Genomic DNA, 22,819 nt, shown 5'->3' with positions numbered 1-22,819 from the left:
CTCCCCCTCATTGTTCCATGGGCCCGTCGCGAAGGGCCGTCCCTGGCCCATCGCGACTCTCGCGGCGTCCCTGCCGCTTGACCCACTGCACAACGAGTGGGCTCGGCCTACTGAAAGGGGCGGGTGGTGTTATCCGCTTGTGCTTGGCTGCGTGATCGCCTGGATTGCTCTGCCTCAGGCGGCAGGCACCAGGCTGATTCGCCAGAGTGCCGCTCCCAACTCCTCGCAGTGAAATCGCACCGGCAGAAAAGCCTCGATCACCTGGATATTGCTTTCCAGGTGCGGCGTCATGGCCAGCGTGGTGAAGCTGCCGCCGCCGGCCAGGGCGATCGGCAGCAGCAGTTGATCGGCCAGGTGTTCGTCCACTGCGGCCTCGCTCAACAGCCAGCGGCGAGCACGGTGCGCCACCAGGTCGGCGACTTTTTCCGCGCTGAGACGGGTCTGGCCGAAGGCGGCGAAGACTTCGCTGACCTGTTCGCAGTGCACTTCCAGCAGCAAGGCATTGCCCGGCCCCTGGTCCTCGGGCAGGTGAACAAAATGCAGCGCCTCGGCGGGCAGCGACAGGCGTTTGCCCAGGCGTTCCAGTTCCCGCGCGCCGACATGGCCGGGCACGCCCGCCAGCAAGGTGCGGGCGTGCTGCTGCAGCACCGCGCCGCGCTGTTCCAGGTGCAGCGGTTGCAGGGTGGCGGGTTGCACCTCGAGCTGCAGCTCGCCGCCGCCGGCCGGCGCGAAGCCATGGCGCAGCAGCTTCAGCTCGGCCTGCACGCCCATGCGTCGCAACAGCGGCAGCCAGGCCAGCTGCAGGAAATCCGCCGGCGGCGCCGCCGGGTTATGGGTACCACCGCTGAGCCACAGGCGGCTCTGGTCGGGGGCGTGCAACAGCGCCGGCAACAGGGTTTGCAACACCAGGGTGCAGCTGCCGGCGGTGCCGATGCTGAAGCGGTAATCGCCGGCGTGAATCGCCCCGGGCCGGAAGCTCAGGCGGGTCGAGCCCAGCCGCGCGCCCTCGACCTCGGCGCCACAGACTTCGGCGGCCGCCAGTACCGCGGTGAGGTGCTGGCGCAGCAGCCCAGGGCGGCTGCGCTGGGCGCGGATATTGACGATGGAGAATGCCTGGCCGCTGACCATGGACAGGCTTAGCGCGCTGCGCAGTACCTGGCCGCCACCCATGGCGCCGTCCAGTTCCATAAAATCCTTGTGCATCTTTCTTGATCCTTAGGGGCGCGGGTCAGTCTGTGTTCGAGCCCAGCACGGTCTCGCGCAGGTAACGGTCCAGTTCGGCGGTATCGCCGCCGGGTGCCGGCAGTGGCGGTTGGTTTTCGGCCTGGAGCAGTGCCTGCTCGATAAAGGCGTGCAGCGCCGGGCGGCGAGGGCCGTAGGCCGACTCGACCACCTGGCGCTTGAGCACCAGCAATTCATCGATCTCGGCCAGCAGCTGCGGATCCTGCACGGTGGCCTCCAGCAGCGCGGCAAAGGTCATGGGCGGGCGACCCAGGCCCTGGTCGATCCAGCGCACCGCCAGTAAGGGACGCAGCACATAGAGGTACTTCTTGAAGCGCACCTGCTCATCCTGCAGGTAGCCACGGAAGTTTTTCTTGGCCATCGACAGGTAATGGTGACGGGCGCCCTGGGCTGAGTAAAAGGCCTCGGCCAGGTTTCGCAGCTGCTCGGCCGCCCCGGGTTCCTGACGGTACACCAGTGGCGAGTCCAGCCATTCCAGCAGGGTCGGATTGGATTTGCGCAGCAGACGCAGGGTCTTGCGCAGCTCCCAGCCACCGATATCCAGCTCGTCACTGAGCGGGCGCTCGATCACGTCCCGCGGTTCGTCCACCCGCAGGTACCAGGCCTGGCGATGGACGTAGACAAAGCGCACGTCATAGTCGCTGTCTGGGGATGCGAAGCCCCAGGCGCGGCTCCCCGACTCGCAGGCATACAGCACCTGCACGTCATACTGGGTTTCTATTTCCTTCAGTTCCCGTAACACCCATTCGCGCATCTCGGGCGACAGCGGGTGGCGTTCGTTCAATTCCATTTCAGGCCTCCTCGGCCTTGTGCGTGGGTGGGGCGAAGCCCCGACCCATAGTGTGTGTTGGATCACGTTCCATGCTTGGCGCCATGGTCGATTGGCCTGGCATGGGCTAAACAGTGGCCCTCTTACAAGCCCCGCGGATAATCCCCTGTCATGGTCTATTCACATATCTTCAATTTGCTGGCCACCGTGCTGTGCCTGATCGGCGGCGTCCTGGCGGTGTGCCTGGTGCCGAGCCTGCTGGGTGTGCAGGGTGTCTTCTGCTGGCTGCTGCAAGGTCTGATGCTGGTCGGGATGGTGGTGGTACTTTGTCGTTTCGCCTGGCCGGCGGCCAATTGGTGTTACCTGTTGGTCGTGCGCCGGACCCTGGTGACCTTTACCCAGGCCCGGCATTTCTCGGTGCTGCTGTCCATGGGCAAGAACCTGCAGTGGTTCCCGCTCAAGGAGCTGACCGAGATACCCCGTGCCGAGCGGGTTGCCTACCTCTACGCCTTTCTCGAGCACTGCCGCAAGGAAGGGTTGGTCCCCCATTCCACTAACCGCCTGCGCCGCTGGCTGATGTGCCTGGCGCCGGAGTAAGCCGGTCGCTGCACCCAGGGATCAGTCGGTCGCGCTGGCGGCCAGCACGCTAAGTGTGCCGCGCGCGGGGTTGCCAATGCTCAGGCACCAGACGCCCCACCAGTCCTTGCCGTCGTCGAAGTAATTGCTCCAGTCGCTGCGATTCGGGTCGCGATGGGCCTCGCCGACCCAGTCCAGCACCTGCACGAATTCGTCCGCACGCAGGCCCAGCAGATCGAGCCAGTCGTGGAACAGCGTGGCCATTTCCTCCTCTCCTAATCGGGTGCCGTAAGGCGGGTTGCGAAACGCGGCGTACAGCGGTACCTGACCTTTTTGCCAATGGTGAGTACGCCGCAACTGGCCGATGGCGTGGGAATCCAGGGACGCGGGACGCGCCTGCTCAAGCTCGACCCGCAGTACTGGCGGCAGCCCCTGATCGGCTACCCCGTGGCGGGCCACGAGGCGCTGGCGCCAGCGTTCGCGCTCCAGTTCGAGTCGCGCAAACAACCCCGCCAGCGCCTGGCGGTGCAGGTCTTCATCGGCCGCGCCAGCGGTAGGCAGGCGATACACCTCGAACTCGAAAACGCAGCCTGCCAGACGCAGCCGTTCGCGCAGCTGTTTCAGTTGGGGATCCCAGAGTTCCTGTAACGCGTCCATCCGTTGCTCCTGGCTCAGCCCTTAACGCACACCACCTGACGCAGGGTGTGCACCACTTCCACCAGCTCGCGCTGGGCATGCATGACCTGCTCGATGTCCTTGTAGGCCATGGGGATCTCGTCGATCACGTCCAGGTCCTTGCGGCACTCGACATGGGCGGTGGCGCGGATCTGGTCGTCCAGGTTGTAGCGCTTTTTCGCCTGAGTCCGGCTCATCACCCGTCCGGCGCCGTGGCTGCAGGAGTTGAACGCCTCCGGGTTACCCAGGCCACGGACGATAAAACTCTTGGCGCCCATGGACCCGGGAATGATCCCCAACTCGCCCTTCTGCGCCGAGACCGCGCCCTTGCGGGTAACCAGGACCTCCTCGCCGAAATGCCGCTCCTTCTGCACATAGTTGTGGTGGCAGTTGACCGCCTGCAAGTTGGCCTCGAACGGCTTGCCGATGACCTGACGCGCTGCGGCGATCACCGCCTGCATCATCAGCTCACGGTTCTGCCGGGCAAAATCCTGGGCCCAACCCACCGCCTCCACATAGTCGTCGTAGTGTTGGCTGCCCTCCTCGAAATAGGCCAGGTCCTTGTCCGGCAGGTTGGCGATGTGCTGGCGCATATCGGCCTTGGCCAGCTCGATATACAGGCTGCCAATGGCGTTACCCACGCCGCGCGATCCGCTGTGCAGCATGAACCAGACCCGCTGGGCTTCGTCGAGGCAGACCTCGATAAAGTGGTTGCCGGTCCCCAGGGTTCCCAGGTGCTTGCGGTTGTTGGTCTTTTCCAGGCGTGGCTGTTTATCGGTGATCAACTTGAAGCGCCCGGCCAGGTTCGACCAGGCCTGGTCGGTGGCCTGAGGTACATTCTCCCAGGCGCCCTTGTCGCGGGCGCCGCGGCCGCTGGTACGGCCGTGGGGCACCGCGCGCTCGATGGCGTCGCGCAGCCCGCCGAGGTTGTCCGGCAGGTCGCTGGCCATCAGCGAGGTGCGCGCGGCCATCATGCCGCAACCGATATCCACGCCCACGGCGGCGGGGATTACCGCGCCCAGGGTAGGGATCACGCTGCCGATGGTCGAGCCCTTACCCAGGTGCACGTCCGGCATCACCGCCAGGTGCTTGAAGATAAAGGGCAGCTTGGCGGTGTTGATCAGCTGCTGCTTCGCCTCGGCTTCCACCGGCACGCCCTGGGTCCAGAGTTTGATCGGTTTACCGTTGGCTACCTCCAGCAACTGGAAGCTGGTGGCCGGGGCGTTGTCGTGCAGTGTCTCGTTTATCTCGGTATTCATCATCGGTATCCATTTTTCTATTCAGTGCTGCCGGCGTCGCCGACAGGGGCTACTTCGGGGCGCGGCCATCGGCCTGGCGGCGTTCCAGGCGGCAGGGCCGGCAGCGGATGGCGCTGGCATACACCGAACCTTGCACGGTTTCGTACCACCATTGTTGCTGCGCCGCGGTCCAGATTTCATCCCGACCGCAATCGCGGCAGCAAAAGGGCTGGTCCTGGTACCAGCCGCGCGCCACGAACAGCGGTTGGCCGTAACTGTTGTAGGACGCCAGCAGACCAGGCCGAACCGCCAACTGGCTGCTGGGCGTGAAGCTCAGCGGCAGGCAGTCGAGCAGGGCCTGCCGGTTTTTTTCGGCACGGCGCAGGCGGGCGGCGCGTAGTTCCTGGCGGCGTTGTTTTCCGCTTTTCATTATTTTTATACCTTGTTCTGTCGCGTTATTGCCCATGGCTGTGGCTTTCAATGCGGGGCCAGTTTCACCAGGCCGTTGAGCACCTGGTCGAGACCGCCGAACACCGAGATCCGGTCGATGCGTTCGGCTACCCGCTCGAGGGTTTCCAGTTCCTTCAGGCGCAAGGCCGTCGGGTTGTCTTCCATCACCTTGGCGGTGTTGAGCAGCGAGCGGGTCGCCGAGGTTTCCTCGCGACGGCGTATCACATTGGCCTGGGCAGCTTTTTCAGCTTCCAGCACCTGGGCCAGCAGCGCCTTCATTTCGCCCGGCAGGATGATGTCGCGCACCCCGAGGCTGCTGACCTCCAGGCCGGGCAACTTGCCGGCCAGATGCGCGTACAGGGTCTGCTCGATCGCCTGTTTGTTCTCCAGCAGTTCATCCAGGCTGCGGGTGCCCACCGCGGCCCGCAGGCCGAACTGCAGCTCGCGGTACAGCTGCTCCTGGGGTTTGGCCAGGTGCTCGTGGGCCAGCAGCACATCCGTGTAGCGCCAGTTGGCGGACAGGTTCAGGCGCAGGCTGACCTTGTCGCGGCTGAGGATTTCCTGGCCGCTGACTTCCAGGGCCTGGATGCGCAGGTCCACCAGCTCCACGCCGATCTGCCGGTTGAAGCGCCAGAAGCCATGCAGGCCCGCCGGCAGCAACTCGATCACCTCGCCATCGACCTTGAGCACACCGACCTGGTAGGCCGGCACCTGGGCCAGCAGCACCGCGTCCAGGCCGGGCAAAGGCCGGCCGCGCAGGGAGGGCTGGCTCAGGCGGGCGACCAGCTCGCGCTCCAGGCGGTAGGTCTGGCTCAGCTCGATGGTTTCCAGGCGCTGCTCGGCCTGGCTCTTCCAGTACAGGCGGCGGGCGCCCGGTGGCAGCAGCTCGACCAGCAGGCCGTCCTCGAAGCGCAGGCCGACCTGTTGTTCGTTCAGGTCGCAGCGCTGGAAGAATCGCTCCACCAGCGCGGCTTCGTGCTGGCGCAGGTAAGCGGTCAGCGGGTGCTCGAACAGCGCTGTGTTAAGGCTGTAGAGCTGCAGGCTCAGGCGCTGGCGGGGGTCGAAACGGACGTGCTGGCCGGGCTCGAGGATCGATACGAAGTCGCCCTCGGAGAACAGCAGGCCGCGTTCGTTCTTCTTTACCATCCAGCGCTTGAAAATAGTCATGGTCGTTCTTCCTGATTCTTTATTGTTGAGCCATTCGGTTATTGCCTAACCGGGTGTCGGTGGTCGCCGATCCGCCGGGCGTCCAGGGTGGGGCGACGGGGAAACCTGGCGTTTCGGCCGTCCTGGCCGCGGGGCCGGTCCTCGGCCCAAACGCATGTCTGCCTGTCGCTCGACCCTGGGGCCGGGCAGATCGGCGGTGGCGCTGGAACGTCCCAGTGCCGCACCGACGGGTAGTGCCTGAGGTGTTGCTGCCGTGAAAGGGCATTTCGAGCGGGAGTCGAACCCGCGACAGGTCCTCCGAAAAAGACTGCTCTACCAGCTGAGCTATCGAGTGGACTCGGGCAGGGCTCGAACCTGCGACGGCTCCTGCGAACAGAAGTGCTCTACCCACTGAGCTACCGACTCCATGACCGGTCGTTGCGGTGGCGGCATACAGGGCAACCGACACCCCGAAGGGTGGGTCCCTGCACCGGCGGGATTCGACTCCCGACCCGAAGGCCTGCCTGGCGATGCGGTCGAGAGGGATATTGCGAGCGGCGTGCCAGTTCTGTCAGGAAAGCCAATAGTTTTTATAAGTTGTTAATTTAAAAGAGAAATATTCTATTTTTTGAATTTATTCCGGTTCGATGCGCGGATTTTTTACAGGATTTAATATATTTTAAGATCGTTATTTATCTTTTGGTATAAGCATGCAACGCAAGCATACGGTGGCCCTCGGTTTTGTCGGCGCCACCCTGGACCGGGTGGGCAAGGGCGCCAATCGCTGGCACAAATGGCGGCCCAGTGTGGGGCTGTGTCAGCAGCCGGACCTGCTACTCGACCGGCTGGAGCTGATCCACAGTCCACGGGATGCCGGGTTGGCCGGGCGGATTCGCGACGATATCGCCGCGGTCTCGCCGGAGACCGAGGTGCGCCTGCACCCGATGACCCTGCGCGACCCCTGGGATTTCGAGGAGGTCTATGGTGCGCTGCACGAGTTCACCAGCGCCTATGCCTTCGATACCGAACGCGAGGACTACCTGGTGCATATCACCACCGGGACCCACGTGGCGCAGATCTGCTGGTTCCTGCTGACCGAGGCGCGGTACCTGCCGGCACGCCTGGTGCAGACCTCGCCGGGCCGGCGTAACGACGACGCCGAGCATATCGGTACCTGCGCGCTGATCGACCTCGACCTGTCGCGCTACGACCGTATCGCCACGCGGTTTCGTCGGGAGCAGCAGGAGACCCTGGCGTTTCTCAAGGCCGGTATTGCCACCCGTAACCCGGCGTTCAACCGCAGCATCGAGCAGATCGAGCGGGTGGCGGTGCGTTCGCGCTCGCCCATGCTGCTGGTCGGGCCCACCGGCTCGGGCAAGTCCTTTCTGGCGCGGCGCATCTACCAGCTGAAACGCGCGCGGCACCTGCTGCAGGGGCGTTTTGTCGAGGTCAACTGCGCCACCCTGCGCGGCGACGGCGCCATGTCGGCGCTGTTTGGCCATAGCAAGGGCGCCTTTACCGGCGCCCAGGCGGCCCGCGAAGGGCTGCTGCGGGCGGCCGACGGCGGCATGCTGTTTCTCGACGAGATTGGCGAGCTGGGCCCCGACGAGCAGGCCATGTTGCTCAAGGCCATCGAGGAAAAACGCTTTTTCCCCCTGGGCAGCGACCGCGAGGTCGAAAGCGATTTCCTGCTGATCGCCGGCACCCACCGCGACCTGCGCCAGCGCGTGGCCCAGGGGTTGTTTCGCGAGGACCTGTTCGCCCGGATCAACCTCTGGACCTTCGAGATGCCGGGCCTGGCCGGGCGCCGCGAGGATATCGAGCCGAATCTGGAATTCGAGCTGGAGCGCTACGCCCGCGAACACGGCCGCCTGGTGCGCTTCAACCTGGAGGCGCGGCGGCGTTACCTGGCCTTTGCCAGCTCCAGCGAGGCGGCCTGGAGCGGTAATTTTCGCGAACTGTCGGCCTCCATCACCCGCATGGCGACCCTGGCCGACAGTGGACGGATCGACGAGGTCCAGGTCGACGAGGAAGTGCTGCGCCTGCGCCGGGCCTGGTCCGGTACGGCCGTTGCTGCGGGCCAGGGTGACGCTGCGGATGTGCTGCACGGGTTGCTGGGGGAGCGCCTGGAGCAGCTGGACCTGTTCGATCGCCTGCAGTTGCCGGCGGTGATCGCCCTCTGCCGCCAGGCCAGCAGTTTGTCCGAGGCCGGTCGCCAGCTGTTCGCCGTGTCGCGCCAGGGCAAGAGTCAACCCAACGACGCGGATCGGCTGCGCAAGTACCTGGCGCGTTTTGGCCTGGACTGGAAAAGCCTGCGTTAGTTTTTACACCTTGGCTCTGCTGATGGGACGCTACCGATGAAGATTGAACGCCTGTTGCCCGGACATGCCGCGGACTACCGCAGGCTGATGCTCGAGGCCTACGCGCGGCATCCGCGGGCCTTTACCTCCAGCGTCGCCGAGCGCGCGGCATTGCCGCTGACCTGGTGGGCGGCGCGGCTGGAAGCGGGGCCACAGGCCAAAACCCGGGTGCTGGGCTGCTGGCAGGCCGGCGCCTTGGCCGCGGTGGTGGGACTCACCTTCGCCCAGCAGGAAAAGGTCCGGCACAAGGCCAAGTTGTTTGGCCTCTACCTGGCGCCGGCTCTGCGCGGCCTGGGCCTGGGCCTTGCCCTGGTGCAGACGGCCCTGGCCGAGGCGCGCGGGCGTGACGGGGTGCGGCTGGTGCAACTGAGCCTGACCGAAGGCAACCAGGCGGCCCTGGCGCTGTACCAGCGCTGCGGCTTTGTCACCTTCGGCCGCGAGCCCCAGGCGCTGGCGGTGGATGGCGAGTACCTGGCCAAGCTGTTGATGAGCTGTGAGGTCGCTGGGCCCTGACTATAGAGCCTGTCGCAGGATACTGCTGAGCGGCTCTCTATTCGCGAATGGCTTGCGCCTGCACGGCCTCGATAAAGGCGTTGATTTTGCCGAGGCTCTCGGGGGCGCTACGGTCGTGAGCGAATATCTGTTTGCCATGCTTGTAGGACACGTAGAACCATTGGCCCGAGTCTTGTGATGCCTGGGTGTAATAAAGTACATCGGTCTCGGGTGATGCAGGAAATTCCCCGGTCATTGCCTGCATCGTCACCCATTGAACCGATGAATAGATGTTCCTTTTATCAACGGCGGCGTGGCCGAGTTTGAGCGACTTATAGTTTCCAGTGGCAAGGGTTTCCAGGGATATCAGTGCCGCACCTTGTGCCGGCTGGCGGTTGTTTTTAATGTACTGATTTTTGGCCTCGGCTATGACGATCGACTCACTGGGAACCGCGTATATCAGTTTCCTCTGCGTCAAGGGAGCCGGCAAGGGTTGAATACTGGCCAGTGTGTTGATTAAGTCGATGTCGATGGCCCCTAGGACCGCCTCGGGAGAGTAATAGGTTTGATCGCCGTAAATATAAGTGGGGGGGGTGGCGCAGCCGGTCAGCAGTAACAACAGGCTGGCAACTGCAACCAATTTTATCAACATGGATCATCGCTCCATTAAGGTGTCCGTGAAGGCGCTCGATCAGCCGGCGCACCGCGATAGAGCTGCGCCATTAAGTTTCGCCACGGGTGGTTTATTGGGGTTGCGCGATTCCGTTGATCAGCGCGCATTTCTTGGCGGTGGTTCTGACCGGGGCCAGGGTTCCCGACTTGCAGTTGACCAGGTCGGAGGGTGATGTTGTTGGTGTGTCCGTGCGCACGCTGGCGGGTTTGGCATCAGGCGTGGGCACTGGGCCGGTTGCGGCCGCCGTGGTCGGCAGGTACAGCGCCCTTAGACTGGCGGCTGTCTGGCTGCAGAGCTGCTGGTCGGTGAGGGTCAGGGCTGGAATGGCGATGCACACGCCGGGCGAGTGCCTGAATCCGTCGCCCTTCACTTCATCGAAATACTCGACATTGCCCGTCCCCAGCTTGACGGCGTAGCGGTGGTGAAATTGCGCCTGGGGCGCCTGGTCCATGGAGGCGCCGACCAGGGCCCCCAGCAGTCCAATCGCCAGCTGGTTCTTGGCGGAGTAGCGGTTGCCGTCCTTGAATGCGTGATCGATATAACTGGCCTGGGCAACGGTCTCGCCCAGACGGGCCCCGCCAGAGGTGCCTGGGCGGGATTCGTCGATACTTTGGTTGTCCATGATCAAACCAAAGGCATTGAGCGCCACCAGCTCGACGACATGGGTTTTCTGAATGGCGTTACGCTCGACCGGCGTCAACTCCGCCCAGGTCGGTTGCGAAACCCGCAGCAAGGGTTGTGCCGTGGCCGTCGCACTGAGGAGGCAGGTGGTCAGCGAAAGGCTCACGCAAGTCAGGTGAAAGGCACTGGGCCGGGCTTTCGGACGTGGTTGTGACATCGAGATTTCCATTCTGCTGATGGGCACGCGTAAGTCCCTACCTCGGCCACATTAAGCTTCCCGGCGCTTCCCAAGATCGGGCGGGACAGGCCGTCTTCTTAGAAGGCTTATACAGGAGCCTGCGAGGTGGGCAAAGTGCTTCCAATACGAAGCGCTCAGGACCCCCAGGCGTTTCCAGAATCTCGGTTTCCGCGCTTCTACGCGCCAGCTAACAGGCCTCGCGGTGCTTCAATGCTCCTGCCCAGGCCCAGGCCCAGGCAGCCGTGTGGCCGCTCCATGGCCTTGGGCGAATGAGGTAATAGCCTTTTCGGGGCCTGCGGGTGGGCCTATTACCCAGCCGCCTGTTGGCTACTCACGGATGGCTTGAGCTTGTACGGCCTCGATAAATGCGTTGAGTTTTCCGGTGGTCGAGGGGTCGCTGCGGTCCGCAGCGAAAATCTGTTTGCCGTGTTTGTCAGATACATAGAACCACTGGGCCGACCCCGGTGCAGGCTCGGTTATATACAGTGCGTCAGCCTCAGGTGACGCGGAAAATTCCCCTGTCATGGCCTGCATCTCGATCAGTTGCACGGATTTGTAAATGTTTCTTTTCAGGAGGCCGTCGTAATAAATCCTCATACCCATTTGGTTGACCCGGCCGACGTTTTGCAGAATGGCCAGCGCTTCATTCATGGGTTGCTGGCCGGTCTGGCGAACGAAAAGGCTTTTGGCGTAATTGAACCGGGTTGACTCGCTGGGAATGGCGAGTATCAGTGTCTTATCGGTCAAGGGGACGGGTAGCGGTGTAACGGTGGACAGCGCCGCGACCATGTCGGCATTGGCGGCGGCATGAAAGGTCTGCGCGGAGGAATAATTTTGAGTGCCGTAAGTATAAGTGGTGGGTACCGCGCAGCCGGCCAGGAAGAGTAGGCCGGCGGCAGCGACTAGTTGTTTTACCATTAAGTAGCACTCCATTCTGTATGTGCTTGTGGTGCGATGGTGGTTATTGTTTGGGGTTTATTCCTTGGGTTGCTGCAGCCGATATAAGGTGCAAGGGCCGCTTACGTGCTTGCTTTAGCGGACTCAAATGTAAGGCTATTGGCAGGCCAGTGAGCTGCACCGTTTATGAAGGCGGCACCGCGTGGCCATGGGTGATAATCGCTTTATACGGTATCGGGACGTCCTCGCCTAGCGTTGGACTACAGGCCGCTACACCGCCAGCGCAACTGGATCAGCGCCAGGCGCTGGCCTTGGGGTCCAGTGTAGGGCTCGATGGCGTAGGGCTCGAAGCCCAGGGAGGAGTAGAGCAGCAGCCCGGCGGTGTTGTGGTTAAAACAGGACAGGTGCACCGCGCTCGCCTGGTGGTGGTCATGGGCCTTTTCGACCAGGCAGCCGATCAGGTAGCGCGCCACACCGCGGCCCCGTGCGCTGGGGGCGACAATGACGTTGCCGATCCAGCATTGGCCGCCGCTTTCCCAGCGGTAGAAATTGGCCAGGCCCACCACTTGACCTTCCAGCAGCACCACGGTGGAATCCGCGCGTTGGGCGATGTTCTCCTGCAGTTGCGCCGGGGTCAGCGGGAAGCGGGCCTTGGGGAAGAAGAAAAACAGCTCTTCGGCGTCTTGCGCCAATCCGCACAGGGTCGGCAGGTCCTGTTCTTCCACGGGTCTATGGCTAAGGGGCATGGCCGATCGGCTCCTGTGGTTGGGTGAATCAAGGTACCGATTATTGCGCGCTGTTTGCCAAGGGCATCGCCATCTGCCGCTCGCCGCCAATACGGCCCAGCATGCGCACGCCCAGGTCGTTCCAGCCGGCCTTGAGGTAGGCGCGGATACCGGCGGCATTGTCTTCATCGACCGCCAGGATCAGTTGCGCCACCTCGGGCCAGTGGCATTGCACCCAGTCCTTCACGGCGTGCAGCGCCTGGGTGCCGATGCCCTGGCCCTGGAAGGTCTGGTCGATGCGCAGGCCGCTGATGGTGACAGCTCCGGCCGGCGCCCACTCCGGTGCCTGCGCGCCGCGCTTGAGCAGCAGGAAGCCGGTAATCTGCTGCCCTTTGAAGATAGCCAGGCCCTGGATATCGCCGACCTGGTCCGCTTCGCACAGCGCCACCGCCCGCTCGGTGGGGCCGGCGTATTCGACTTGTTGCGGTGAAATACTCAGTTGGCGAACCGCCGCGCGTTGCTCGGCGCTCAGCTGCTGCCAGGTGGTGAGTGAAACGCTGTAAGGCATCGCTTTTTCTCAACAGGGTGGGGGCAGAGGGCTATCGAACCCGCGGCCTGGCTTAATAGTGGTACCACTTCACTTCCAGCCGCAGTTCGTTTTCCGGGGACGTCAGCTGGCTGAACTGGCGTTCGGCGCTCAGGCGCAGGCCCAGGTTGCGCGACAGTTCCCATTGCTGGGTCAGGCCGAGGCTGCGGCGGACTTCGCCATTATGGAAATAATCGGCCTTGGCTTCCAGGCCCAGGTTACCCAGGTCATTGCGCCACAACAGGCCGCCGGCCATGCCCGCCGCCGGTGCGACAAAGGCGGCGAAGTCCGGGTTGTGCTCCAGGCGCAGGGTGCCCAGGGCATAACCCAGCACGTCCTCGCCCAGGCGCCAGGTGCCACCGGCACCACCGTTGACCTGGCTGACCAGCGTCTGGTCGTCGTCCCGTCCGGGCACTCGCTCCAGGCCACTGGCGACCTGCCAGGACCAGGGCTGCAGCAGCGCGCTGCGCGGGGTCAGGGAGCGAATGGTGACCAGCTCGAGACGCTGCAGCTGCCAGCGGTTGCCCTCGTACTGACGCAGCTTGAGGTTGCCCATTTCGATCTGCGCGCCCAGGGGAAAGCCCGGCGCGTTGTCGTTGAGGTCGTGATAGGCCATGCGCAGGCCATAGTCGGCGAAGGCCTCACCGTCGCGGCTACCCGCCCCGAGCTGCCAGGTGCGCGACTCATGGCCGTCTTCCGGCAGGCTCGGACGCTCGACCGCCAGCTCGGGCGGCGGCTGCTGGTTGATGGCGCGCAGCAGCTCGAAGCTGTGCTGGGCGACCGCCGGATCCCGTACCTGGCCGTTGGCGCGGTAGCGCAGCAGGCGGTAAGCACCGTCCTGGATCAGCGCGCGGCGGGGCGCGGGCAGGGCGAGAAACGCCGGGGCCTGCAGGTGCTCCGGTGCGTCGGCCAGGCGGCCGACCCATTGCCGCTCCTCGGCGTCCAGTGCCTGGGTGCGGGCCATCAGCTCTCGCTCACGGGAGGGGCGAAACGCGACCTGCTCCACCAGCCCGGCTTCCTGGATGGCCCTGACGGTGTCGGTGGGGATGGCGGTGAGCGGGAATTGTTCGGTCAGCTGCAAGCCTGGCCGTGCGATCTCCAGCAGTTCCAGCAGGCGATAGGAGCAGTTTTCATCGAAGAAGAAATAGTCGAACTGGATCTGCTTGAGCTCCCAGACGTGCTCGATCATGCGCCCGGTTTCCTCGGCGCTGAGGTTCAGCCGGTACTCCCACAGGTCGCGATTTTCCAGACTGCGGTATTCAGCGAGTTTTTCCTGGTAGGAGACCAGGGAAAACAGTCCGGGATAGCCGCCCATCAGGCCTTTCCAGGCATACAGCAGGCTGTTGTCCATGCCCTGGATATAGGCGCCGAAATTCAGCGCGTAACTGAGCAGGGTGGTGCCGTCGCGTTGAACCTCGGCCTGGTCGATGCGCAGCAACGTATGGCCGAACATCGAAGAGGGGCTGTTGAGGTAGGCCGCCGGGAAAATCAGCACCGTGCTGTGGGGGGCAATGCCCTGGTACCAGCGCTGGAAATCGCCGCACTGCAGTTGCGGCAGGTCGTCCAGCGCCAGTTCATGGCGCAGCCAGCGGCTGCGCGCCGGGAACACGCATTGGGCGTGCAGCTCGCCGGCCGTGGCCGGCGCGTAGAGCGCCGCCAGGGTGGCCGCCAGCTCGGCCCTGGGATTCTGTTCGCCGTCGGCGGCGAGGAAAAACGCCTGGTCGTCGACATAGCTGCGCCAACCGCCGAGCTTGCCGGTTTCGTAGTGGCCCAGGGCGATCCATTCGGGGCGGTTGGCCAGTGCCTGCAGGTCCGGCGGCGACAACGTCGGCGCGGCCTGCACCGCGGCACAGGCGCACAGCGCCAGATAAGGCAGGCGTTTGAGCATGGTCAGGGGTTCGATCAGTAGGAAAAACCGGTCCGCCCCGGCTGGAGCGGACCGCGGGAGCTTAAGCCTGGGTCGCGTATTTGGCCAGACGGGCATCGGCCTTGATCACCGCCAGGGTGGCGCTGTGCACCTCGTCGGCCGTGACATCGGCACGGCTGAAGATGTCCTGGAAGTGGCTGTGGGTGACCGCGGCGAAGTGGGCGCGATCCTGGGGTTCAACCCCCAGCAGCACGGCATAGGTGGTCAGGGCTTCGCCCTGGCCCTTGGCCATATCTTCGGACAGCTCATCGAGCATCGCCCCCAGCTTGAGCATCGACTTGCCGCCGTAGGTCAGCGCACCATTGGTGGCGCAGCCGTTGGTCCCGGAGGTCATGCCGAAGGTGGCATTACCGGTGGTGCCGTTGGTGGTGGAGGCGAGGAAATGCGGAGCGATGCCACGCTGTCCTTCGAACAGCATGTTACCCCAGCCACAGTCGGGGCCGCCGGGGGCTTCAGCCATGGCATTGAGCGAAGCGGCAGCGAAAAGAGTGCCTATCAAGATCCGTTTCATAGCGTGTTCTCTCTATTGTCTCTATGGAAGATCGGGGTACAGCAACAGCTGGCCAGGAACGCTAGGGCTCCTGATCATCAGGGTAGTTAAGACTACCCGTGTCGTTATGAGCCTGAAGCGGGGAACCCGGTTCAGTAATTGTCGGAAAATGTTGCGCTGCGCCAGACGTCCACGCGCCGCCGCCTTGCCAGGGCCCTGCGGGCGGCGCCAGAATGCGGCCATCTTTCCGCGGCCTGGTGCCGCTCGATGTAAGGACTTCCGATGCCCGATTCCGTTGTTGCCGGCCTGCGCCTGGCGCCCGAAGCCCTGACCCGGCCCTTCGATCCCGCTCAGTTCAATTTCACCGTCACCGACGACCTGGAGCCCTTTCGCGGGGTCCTCGGCCAGGAGCGCGCCGTGGAGGCGCTGCAATTCGGGGTCGCGATGCCGCGTCCCGGCTACAACGTGTTTGTCATGGGCGAACCGGGCACCGGGCGTTTTTCCTTCGTCAAACGGTACCTCAAGGCCGAAGCCAAGCGCCTGGCCACGCCGGCGGACTGGGTCTACGTCAACCATTTCGACGAGCCGCGCGAGCCGCGGGCATTGGAACTGCCTCCGGGTACGGCCGGCGCCTTTATCAGCGACATCGGCCTGCTGATCGACAACCTGGTCGCGACCTTTCCGGCGGTCTTCGAACACCCGGCCTACCAGCAGAAAAAAAGCGCCATCGATCGGGCCTTCAACCAGCGCTATGACCGCGCGCTGGATGTGATCGAACGGCTGTCCCTGGACAAGGGCATCGCCCTGTACCGCGACAGCAGCAATATCGCCTTTACCCCGATGAAAGAGGGCAAGGCCCTCGACGAGGCGGAGTTCGCCCAGCTGCCGGAAGCCGAGCGCGAGCGTTATCACACCGATATTTCTGCTTTGGAAGAGCGCCTCAACGAGGAGCTGGCCAGCCTGCCGCAATGGAAACGCGAATCGAGCAACCAGCTGCGGCAGCTGAACGAGGAAACCATCACCCTGGCGCTGCAGCCGTTGTTGGCGCCGCTGTCGAAAAAATATGCGGAAAACGCCGGGGTCTGTGCCTACCTGCAGGCCATGCAGGTCAACCTGTTGAAGACCCTGGTCGAACAACTGGTGGACGCGGAAAAGGCCGATGCCCAGAGCCGCAAGCTGCTCGAGGAGCAGTACAGCCCCAGCCTGGTGGTCGGTCACCACAGCAGTGGTGGCGCGCCCGTGGTGTTCGAATCCCACCCGACCTACGACAACCTGTTCGGCCGTATCGAATACAGCACCGACCAGGGGGCGCTGTCCACCAGCTACCGGCAGCTGCGCCCGGGTGCGTTGCACCGGGCCAATGGTGGCTTCCTGGTGCTCGAGGCGGAGAAAATGCTGGGCGAGCCCTTCGTCTGGGATGCGCTCAAGCGCGCATTGCATACCCGCAAGCTGAAGATGGAGTCGCCCCTGGGCGAGCTGGGCCGCCTGGCCACCGTGACCCTCAACCCGCAGGTGATCGCCTTGCAGGTCAAGGTGATCCTGATCGGCTCGCGCGAGCTGTACTACGCCCTGCAGGACCACGATTCGGACTTCCAGGAAATGTTCCGGGTGTTGGTCGACTTCGACGAGGATATCCCGCTGGTCGAGGACAGCCTTGAGCAGTTCGCCCAGTTGCTGAAGACCCGCACCTCGGAAGAGGGCATGGCGCCGCTGACCGCCACCGCCGTGGCCCGGCTGGCGACCTACAGCGCGCGTCTGGCCGAGCATCAGGGCCGCCTGTCGGCGCGTATTGGCGACCTGTTCCAGCTGGTCAGCGAGGCCGATTTCATCCGGCAATTGGCCAATGACAGCGTCACCGACGCCGGCCACATCGAGCGAGCCCTGAAGGCCAAGGCCACGCGTACCGGGCGGGTCTCGGCACGCATCCTCGACGATATGCTGGCCGGGGTCATCCTGATCGACACCGCCGGTGCCGCCGTCGGCAAATGCAACGGGCTGACCGTGCTGGAAGTCGGCGATTCGGCCTTTGGCGTGCCGGCGCGCATCTCGGCCACCGTTTATCCGGGCGGCAGCGGCATCGTCGATATCGAGCGCGAGGTCAACCTGGGGCAGCCGATTCACTCCAAGGGCGTGATGATCCTGACCGGCTACCTGGGCAGCCGTTACGCCCAGGAGTTTCCCCTGGCGATTTCCGCGAGCATCGCCCTGGAGCAATCCTATGGCTATGTGGACGGTGACAGTGCGTCCCTGGGCGAGGTCTGCACCCTGATCTCGGCCTTGTCGCGCACCCCGCTCAAGCAGTGTTTCGCCATTACCGGCTCGATCAACCAGTTCGGCGAAGTGCAGGCCGTCGGTGGCGTCAATGAAAAGATCGAGGGTTTCTTCCGCCTGTGCGAGGCCCGCGGGCTCACGGGCGAGCAGGGCGCGATCATTCCCCATGCCAATGTCACTACCCTGATGCTCGACGAGCGGGTGCTGCAGGCAGTGCGCAACGGCCTGTTCCATGTTTACGCAGTACGTCAGGTGGATGAGGCCCTCGGCTTGCTTGTGGGGCAGGCCGTAGGGGCGGCGGACGAGCAGGGCCGCTTCCCGGCCGGCAGTATCAATGCCCGGGTGGTGGAGCGCTTGCGCGACATTGCCGAGATGGACCTGGAACTCGAGGACGGCGACGCCGAGAAAATCCGCGAGGCTCAGGTATTGGCCCTGGCCTTGGCGGCGGAAAAAGCCGAGAAAACCGATAAGGGCGAGAAGAAGCCCGAGAAACCGCGCAAGGTGCCGGTAAAAAAAGACACGCTGTGAAGGGATGGGGTTGAGCGGTGACAGCGGCTCTGGCGCGCACCTTGAGCGGGCGGCCGGAGACTTTGCCCACAGAGTTATCCACAGGTTGTCGCGCAGCCTTGGGCTTTGCTGATCCACCCGCCGAGGTGTAGGCTAAAACCCAGATTCTCCGAGGACAGCCGCCATGCCGCGTCGCCTCAGTCTTACTCGCCATTGCCTGGGCCTGGAAACGCGCATCGAGTGCGTCATCCGCCCGCTGGCTGGCGACAAAGGGCTCTGGACACTCTTGTGCGCCGCCGGCATGGCCCACGCCCAGCCGTCCACGATCAAGGCGCAAGGCCCATTCCACGGGCCCTTGGTGGCCGAAGCGGTGCTCACGGCGATCGCCGACAACCTGGCGCTGCTGGGCTATGCCGAGTCCTGCGAACCGGCGATCTGGTGCCTGCACCTGCAGGCCGAACTGCGCCGGGTGAACGCCGAGCGGGGTCGTCACCTGGGCGATTATCAGTTCCGCCCTGACAATTGAACCGGGCAACGGCGGTGGATGCGCCGATACCGCTTGCGTCGGCTTTTGCCGCGCGGACACGAGGCTCCGCGGCAGGGTTATCCACAATCGGCAGTCGACACCGCCGGGCCGGGGAGGGTGCCCGGATTGTGTGGCGGCTGGACGCTTGTCGGCATCGTACGCCTGGGTATACTCGCTGCCAGTTTTGATCCCCCCTGTGAGAGACCATGGAACGTTTAATCGAGAACCTGATGTACGCCTCGCGTTGGTTGCTGGCCCCGATCTACTTTGGTCTGTCGCTGGGATTGCTGGTGTTGGGATTGAAGTTTTTCCAGGAAATCATCCATGTCCTGCCCCATGTGTTCGAGCGCACCGAGTCCGAGCTGATTTTGGTGATCCTCTCGCTGATCGACATGTCCCTGGTCGGCGGACTGCTGGTCATGGTGATGTTCTCCGGCTACGAGAATTTCGTCTCGCGGCTGAACATCGATGAGGGCACGGAAAAGCTCGATTGGCTGGGCACCATGGATGCCGCGTCGCTGAAAATGAAAGTGGCGTCCTCCATCGTGGCGATCTCCTCCATTCACCTGCTGCGGGTGTTTATGGATGCGCAGAACATCTCCACCGATTACCTGATGTGGTACGTGATCATCCATATGACCTTTGTGATTTCGGCTTTTATCATGGGTTACCTGGACAAGATCACCAAACACGATCACCTCTAACTGCTCTTCGCTAGCCGCCCGTCCGTGGGCTAACGGCGGGCGGTTTTTTTATGCCTGCAGTGGGGTTTATCTGTATTTTCATTATATGATGTACAGGTATTGTCCAGGTCTGGGGCGCCACCATGAAGCTACATCACCTGACTGAGCAGGCCCGCGCCGGCCATATCGACGAGCTCAATCTGGTTTCCCTGGAAGGCGGCATCTATCTGTTGGAGGTGCGCGTCGATGGGCAGGTCCACCTGCTCAGCGACGAGGCGGGCACAACCCTGCAACTGCGCTCGGTCGAGCAGGCCCGGCAGCTGTTGCAGGGCCTGCCCAGTGTGCCCTTTCACCTGGTGCACAGCTGCGTGCATGACGAAATCTGTGGCCTGCCGGGTGCGGCGCGGGAGTCGCTGCGGGTGCCCCTCGCCATGACCTCGTAAGCGCCGAACCAGTCGATGAAAAAATCCCTGCTGCCGATCAAGGCGTGCACGACCTGCGGCTTGCCCTTCGCCTGGCGCAAGAAGTGGGCACGCTGCTGGGATCAGGTGAAGTACTGCTCCGAGCGCTGCCGTCGTCGGCCGGCGGCTCCTCGATAGGGGGCCGGGGGCATCTGTGCTAGGCTGGCCGCCCATTTTTACCCACAGCGGAGCCTGGCCATGGCCGAATTCAACCTTTCCACTGACGAAACCCGCGTCAGCTACGGCATCGGCCGTCAGCTGGGCGAGCAGCTGCGCGACAACCCGCCGCCGGGCGTCAGCCTGGACGCTATCCTGGTCGGCCTGACCGATGCGTTCACCAACAAGGCGAGCCGCGTCAGCCAGGAAGAAATGACCGCCAGTTTCAAGGTGATCCGCGAAATCATGCAGGCCGAGGCCCAGTCCAAAGCCCAGGCAGCCGCTGGTGCCGGCCTGACCTTTCTCGCCGAAAACGCCAAGCGCGATGGCATCGTCCAGCTGGCCTCGGGCCTGCAATACGAAGTGCTGACCGCCGGCGACGGTGCCAAGCCGTCCCGTGAAGACAGCGTGCGCACGCATTACCACGGCACCCTGATCGACGGGACCGTGTTCGACAGCTCCTACGATCGCGGCCAGCCAGCGGAATTTCCGGTGGGCGGCGTGATCGCCGGCTGGACCGAGGCCCTGCAGTTGATGGGCGTTGGCAGCAAGTGGCGGCTGTACGTGCCCAGCGAGCTGGCCTACGGCGAACAAGGCGTGGGCAGCATTCCGCCGCACAGCGTGCTGGTGTTCGACGTCGAGCTGCTGGATATCCTTTAAGGCGGTAACGGTGTGCCGGCGCGACGCGGAGCGTCGCCGTCGGCATTCCCACGCGGAGCGTGGGAGCGAGCCAACCCCCCGCGCGCCAAGTGCAGTGCCGCGCTTTCGTAGGAGCGGCCCATGGCCGCGATTCACGGCGCCAGCAAAAGGCACGCGGAGCGTCCCAGGCTGAATTCCCACGCGGAGCTTGGGCATGATCAATTAGCCGTAACGGCCCCGTGCGAATGTGAGCTGGTCTCGGCGCGTTGTTTCGCGACAGCCCACCCTTGGCCTGCGACCGACTTCGGCGGCTCCCACAGGGTCGGGTTTCAGTGCATGCCATCGCCAGGGCGCAATGCCCGGGCGTAGCAGAACAGGAACAGGTTGCGCACCAGCTCCTTGAGCACCAGCGGCTCGCTGGAGTTGAGGCTGATCAGGTCCAATTCTCCCAGTTCACGCAGCTCGTCGAGCGCCTCTTCCTCCAGTTCGGCACAGACCTGTCCGGTTTCGCGGTGCAGGATGCGCAGGTAGGGGTGAGGGCGGTCCAGCCAGGCATCGATCAGGTAGGTCATGAGTTCACTCCAATGAACAGGGCTTTAATTGAGAATAATTCCTATTCAATTAATAGCAAGCCTTCATTGGTGTTTTTCGCGGACGGTCCGACGGACACACAAAAAACCCATCGCGAGGATGGGTTTTTTTGGACGGGGCAGGAGACTCAGTGGCTGCGGGCGACCGCGAAGCGGCTGAGCTGCACCAGGGCGTCGCGATACTCGCTGGCCGGCAGCACGTCCAGGCAGGCAATCGCCCGTTCGGCATAGTCGCGGGCCTGTTGCGCGGTGTAGTCCAGGGCGCCTGAGGCTTCCACGGCTTCGCGAATGCGCTCCAGGTCCTCCAGCCCGCCTTTCTGGATCGCCTGGCGGACCAGGGCGGCCTGTTCCGGCGTGCCGTTGCGCATGCAATGGATCAGCGGCAGGGTCGGTTTGCCTTCGGCCAGATCGTCGCCGACGTTCTTGCCCAGGGTCGCCGCGTCACCGCGGTAGTCCAGCAGGTCGTCGACCAGTTGAAAGGCCACGCCCAGGTGGTCGCCAAAGGTGCGCAAGGCTTCGCTCTGCTCGACGCTGGCGCCGGCCAGGGCCGCGGCGCTGTGGGCCGAGGCCTCGAACAGCATGGCGGTCTTGCCACGGATCACGTCCATATAGGTTTCTTCGCTGGTGCTGGCGTCGCGAATCTTCGACAGCTGCAGCACTTCGCCCTCGGCGATCACCCGGGTGGCCTTGGAGAGGATGCGCATCACCTCCATGGAACCCAGCTCGACCATCATCTCGAAGGAGCGCGAATAGAGAAAGTCGCCGACCAGCACGCTGGGGGCATTGCCCCATTGGGCGTTGGCGGTGGGGCGGCTGCGGCGCATGTCCGACATGTCGACCACGTCGTCGTGCAGCAGGGTGGCGGTGTGCAGGAACTCGATGGTCGCCGCCAGCAGGCGCAGGTCATCGCCCTGATGGCCCAGGGCCTTGCCGCACAACAGCACCAGCAGCGGGCGCAGGCGTTTGCCACCGGCGGAGATGATGTAGTCGCCGATTTTCTCCACCAGGGGGACGCGGGAAATCAGTTGTTGGCGAATGATACCGTCGACAGCGGTAAAATCGTCTGCCACCGCATGGTAGAAGGCCTGGGGTTGCATCGGCGATAGTGCTCCTCGAGGGTTGCGCGGCATGCTAGGGGCCGAGCTGGGGGCTGTCAAGGCAAGGGCCCGAGGTGCTTGCGCGGTTGGCCAGGCTTGCGTACAATCGCGGCCCCTGAACTTCCCTGGGCAGCACCTGCCTTACGCAATTGCAAGGGCGTCCTTCCGGCCCCAAGCAGCCATGCCAGCCGACGACTATTCCTATAAAGCGCTGGGTGAGCAGGATTAACGGAGCAAAATTATGTACGCAGTAATTGTTACCGGTGGCAAGCAGTACAAAGTCACCGAAGGTGAATACCTGAAAATCGAAAAGCTCGAAATCGCCACTGGCGAGGCCGTGACTTTTGACCGTGTGCTGCTGGTCGGCAACGGTGATGATGTACAGATCGGCGCACCGGTCGTGGCTGGCGCCAAAGTCGTCGCCGAAGTGATCGCGCAAGGTCGTCACGATAAAGTGACCATCATCAAGTTCCGCCGTCGTAAGCACCACATGAAGCGTCAGGGCCACCGCCAGTGGTTCACTGAGATCAAAATCACCGGTATTCAGGCTTAATTTTTTAGCCTAAATCCTCTACTAGGAGTATTGAACTCATGGCACACAAAAAAGCTGGTGGTAGTACCCGTAACGGTCGCGACTCAGAAGCCAAACGTCTTGGCGTGAAGATGTATGGCGGCCAGGTCATCAAGGCCGGCAACATCATCGTGCGTCAGCGCGGCACCCAGTTCCACGCCGGTTATGGCGTTGGCATGGGTAAGGATCACACCCTGTTCGCGAAAGTCGAAG

At 63.6% G+C, this 22,819-nt stretch carries 26 protein-coding genes and 1 tRNA gene; 11 read left to right on the top strand and 16 right to left on the bottom strand.

Annotated elements, in window-relative coordinates:
- Window positions 1–174: 174 nt before the first annotated feature.
- Together rtcA and ABWY06_RS11275 are read right to left on the bottom strand one after the other, a co-directional pair.
- A complete protein-coding gene (gene rtcA / locus ABWY06_RS11280) occupies window positions 175–1,203 on the bottom strand; it encodes an RNA 3'-terminal phosphate cyclase (RefSeq protein WP_353925659.1) in 1,029 nt (342 codons plus the stop codon).
- A 25-nt stretch (window positions 1,204–1,228) separates the two neighbouring features.
- Window positions 1,229–2,032, bottom strand: coding sequence for a nucleotidyltransferase domain-containing protein (locus ABWY06_RS11275; protein WP_353925658.1), 804 nt, complete (start codon window positions 2,030–2,032; stop codon window positions 1,229–1,231).
- Window positions 2,033–2,182: 150 nt separating this feature from the next.
- Here ABWY06_RS11275 and ABWY06_RS11270 point away from each other — a divergent pair, with 150 nt between their 5' ends.
- Window positions 2,183–2,608: a hypothetical protein gene (locus ABWY06_RS11270; RefSeq protein WP_353925657.1), complete on the top strand. Its 426-nt coding sequence runs from the start codon at window positions 2,183–2,185 to the stop codon at window positions 2,606–2,608.
- A gap of 21 nt (window positions 2,609–2,629) precedes the next feature.
- Here ABWY06_RS11270 and ABWY06_RS11265 read toward each other — a convergent pair whose 3' ends face one another.
- The 5 genes from ABWY06_RS11265 to ABWY06_RS11245 form a co-directional block, all read right to left on the bottom strand.
- Window positions 2,630–3,244 (bottom strand): hypothetical protein, encoded by a 615-nt coding sequence (locus ABWY06_RS11265; RefSeq protein ID WP_353925656.1) that lies wholly within the window; start codon window positions 3,242–3,244, stop codon window positions 2,630–2,632.
- 14 nt (window positions 3,245–3,258) lie between these two features.
- Window positions 3,259–4,521, bottom strand: a complete 1,263-nt coding sequence (locus tag ABWY06_RS11260; RefSeq protein ID WP_353925655.1) for an RtcB family protein — start codon at window positions 4,519–4,521, stop codon at window positions 3,259–3,261.
- A 49-nt stretch (window positions 4,522–4,570) separates the two neighbouring features.
- Window positions 4,571–4,930, bottom strand: coding sequence for a zinc-ribbon domain-containing protein (locus ABWY06_RS11255; protein ID WP_353925654.1), 360 nt, complete (start codon window positions 4,928–4,930; stop codon window positions 4,571–4,573).
- Between the two features lie 47 nt (window positions 4,931–4,977).
- Window positions 4,978–6,117 carry a slipin family protein gene (locus ABWY06_RS11250; protein ID WP_353925653.1) on the bottom strand — a complete coding sequence of 380 codons (1,140 nt, stop codon included), beginning with the start codon at window positions 6,115–6,117 and terminating at the stop codon, window positions 4,978–4,980.
- 332 nt (window positions 6,118–6,449) lie between these two features.
- Window positions 6,450–6,523: transfer RNA gene (locus tag ABWY06_RS11245), tRNA-OTHER, on the bottom strand.
- Window positions 6,524–6,806: 283 nt separating this feature from the next.
- On the opposite strand from ABWY06_RS11245, the gene rtcR reads away from it, so the two are divergent.
- Window positions 6,807–8,417 (top strand): RNA repair transcriptional activator RtcR, encoded by a 1,611-nt coding sequence (rtcR, locus tag ABWY06_RS11240; RefSeq protein WP_353925652.1) that lies wholly within the window; start codon window positions 6,807–6,809, stop codon window positions 8,415–8,417.
- A 36-nt stretch (window positions 8,418–8,453) separates the two neighbouring features.
- On the top strand, window positions 8,454–8,969 hold the full coding sequence (locus tag ABWY06_RS11235) for a GNAT family N-acetyltransferase (RefSeq protein ID WP_353925651.1): 516 nt from the start codon (window positions 8,454–8,456) through the stop codon (window positions 8,967–8,969).
- 37 nt (window positions 8,970–9,006) lie between these two features.
- Here the strand turns inward: ABWY06_RS11235 and ABWY06_RS11230 are convergent, their stop codons facing one another.
- The 7 genes from ABWY06_RS11230 to ABWY06_RS11200 form a co-directional block, all read right to left on the bottom strand.
- Window positions 9,007–9,600: a hypothetical protein gene (locus ABWY06_RS11230; protein WP_353925650.1), complete on the bottom strand. Its 594-nt coding sequence runs from the start codon at window positions 9,598–9,600 to the stop codon at window positions 9,007–9,009.
- Between the two features lie 91 nt (window positions 9,601–9,691).
- Window positions 9,692–10,459: a hypothetical protein gene (locus tag ABWY06_RS11225; protein ID WP_353925649.1), complete on the bottom strand. Its 768-nt coding sequence runs from the start codon at window positions 10,457–10,459 to the stop codon at window positions 9,692–9,694.
- Between the two features lie 348 nt (window positions 10,460–10,807).
- Complete coding sequence (locus tag ABWY06_RS11220) at window positions 10,808–11,398, bottom strand: hypothetical protein (RefSeq protein WP_353925648.1); 591 nt, start codon at window positions 11,396–11,398, stop codon at window positions 10,808–10,810.
- A gap of 239 nt (window positions 11,399–11,637) precedes the next feature.
- Window positions 11,638–12,123 (bottom strand): GNAT family N-acetyltransferase, encoded by a 486-nt coding sequence (locus tag ABWY06_RS11215; protein WP_353925647.1) that lies wholly within the window; start codon window positions 12,121–12,123, stop codon window positions 11,638–11,640.
- 40 nt (window positions 12,124–12,163) lie between these two features.
- Complete coding sequence (locus tag ABWY06_RS11210) at window positions 12,164–12,670, bottom strand: GNAT family N-acetyltransferase (RefSeq protein ID WP_353925646.1); 507 nt, start codon at window positions 12,668–12,670, stop codon at window positions 12,164–12,166.
- Between the two features lie 52 nt (window positions 12,671–12,722).
- Complete coding sequence (locus tag ABWY06_RS11205) at window positions 12,723–14,576, bottom strand: Lnb N-terminal periplasmic domain-containing protein (RefSeq protein WP_353925645.1); 1,854 nt, start codon at window positions 14,574–14,576, stop codon at window positions 12,723–12,725.
- A 61-nt stretch (window positions 14,577–14,637) separates the two neighbouring features.
- Window positions 14,638–15,126: a DUF3015 domain-containing protein gene (locus ABWY06_RS11200; RefSeq protein WP_353925644.1), complete on the bottom strand. Its 489-nt coding sequence runs from the start codon at window positions 15,124–15,126 to the stop codon at window positions 14,638–14,640.
- A 261-nt stretch (window positions 15,127–15,387) separates the two neighbouring features.
- Here ABWY06_RS11200 and ABWY06_RS11195 point away from each other — a divergent pair, with 261 nt between their 5' ends.
- The 6 genes from ABWY06_RS11195 (at window position 15,388) to bamJ (ending at window position 20,369) form a co-directional block, all read left to right on the top strand.
- Window positions 15,388–17,904 carry a Lon protease family protein gene (locus ABWY06_RS11195; protein WP_353925643.1) on the top strand — a complete coding sequence of 839 codons (2,517 nt, stop codon included), beginning with the start codon at window positions 15,388–15,390 and terminating at the stop codon, window positions 17,902–17,904.
- A 163-nt stretch (window positions 17,905–18,067) separates the two neighbouring features.
- Window positions 18,068–18,409, top strand: a complete 342-nt coding sequence (locus ABWY06_RS11190) for a PA4575 family protein (RefSeq protein ID WP_353925642.1) — start codon at window positions 18,068–18,070, stop codon at window positions 18,407–18,409.
- Window positions 18,410–18,615: 206 nt separating this feature from the next.
- Window positions 18,616–19,113, top strand: coding sequence for a TIGR00645 family protein (locus ABWY06_RS11185; RefSeq protein ID WP_353925641.1), 498 nt, complete (start codon window positions 18,616–18,618; stop codon window positions 19,111–19,113).
- Window positions 19,114–19,235: 122 nt separating this feature from the next.
- Entirely contained in the window at window positions 19,236–19,535 is a 300-nt protein-coding gene (locus tag ABWY06_RS11180) for a DUF6482 family protein (protein WP_353925640.1), read from the top strand.
- Window positions 19,536–19,550: 15 nt separating this feature from the next.
- Window positions 19,551–19,691 carry a DUF2256 domain-containing protein gene (locus ABWY06_RS11175; protein ID WP_353925639.1) on the top strand — a complete coding sequence of 47 codons (141 nt, stop codon included), beginning with the start codon at window positions 19,551–19,553 and terminating at the stop codon, window positions 19,689–19,691.
- Between the two features lie 60 nt (window positions 19,692–19,751).
- The gene (bamJ, locus tag ABWY06_RS11170; protein WP_353925638.1) at window positions 19,752–20,369 is read left to right on the top strand and encodes a BamJ family beta-barrel-assembly machinery protein; all 618 of its coding nucleotides are present in this window, start codon (window positions 19,752–19,754) and stop codon (window positions 20,367–20,369) included.
- Window positions 20,370–20,677: 308 nt separating this feature from the next.
- On the opposite strand, the gene ABWY06_RS11165 is transcribed toward bamJ, so the two are convergent.
- Both ABWY06_RS11165 and ABWY06_RS11160 read right to left on the bottom strand, forming a co-directional pair.
- On the bottom strand, window positions 20,678–20,920 hold the full coding sequence (locus ABWY06_RS11165) for a PA4570 family protein (protein WP_353925637.1): 243 nt from the start codon (window positions 20,918–20,920) through the stop codon (window positions 20,678–20,680).
- 146 nt (window positions 20,921–21,066) lie between these two features.
- On the bottom strand, window positions 21,067–22,035 hold the full coding sequence (locus ABWY06_RS11160) for a polyprenyl synthetase family protein (RefSeq protein ID WP_353925636.1): 969 nt from the start codon (window positions 22,033–22,035) through the stop codon (window positions 21,067–21,069).
- A gap of 241 nt (window positions 22,036–22,276) precedes the next feature.
- Between ABWY06_RS11160 and rplU the strand changes: the two genes are divergently transcribed.
- Both rplU and rpmA read left to right on the top strand, forming a co-directional pair.
- Window positions 22,277–22,588 carry a 50S ribosomal protein L21 gene (gene rplU / locus ABWY06_RS11155; protein WP_353925635.1) on the top strand — a complete coding sequence of 104 codons (312 nt, stop codon included), beginning with the start codon at window positions 22,277–22,279 and terminating at the stop codon, window positions 22,586–22,588.
- Window positions 22,589–22,626: 38 nt separating this feature from the next.
- Window positions 22,627–22,819, top strand: a 193-nt coding sequence (gene rpmA / locus ABWY06_RS11150) for a 50S ribosomal protein L27 (protein ID WP_353925634.1), incomplete at its 3' end; no start/stop codon positions are given.

It is taken from the genome of Pseudomonas sp. (genome assembly GCF_040514055.1).
In the GTDB taxonomy this organism is placed as follows: Bacteria; Pseudomonadota; Gammaproteobacteria; order Pseudomonadales; family Pseudomonadaceae; genus Aquipseudomonas.
This window is presented reverse-complemented; position numbering and strand designations above follow the sequence as displayed.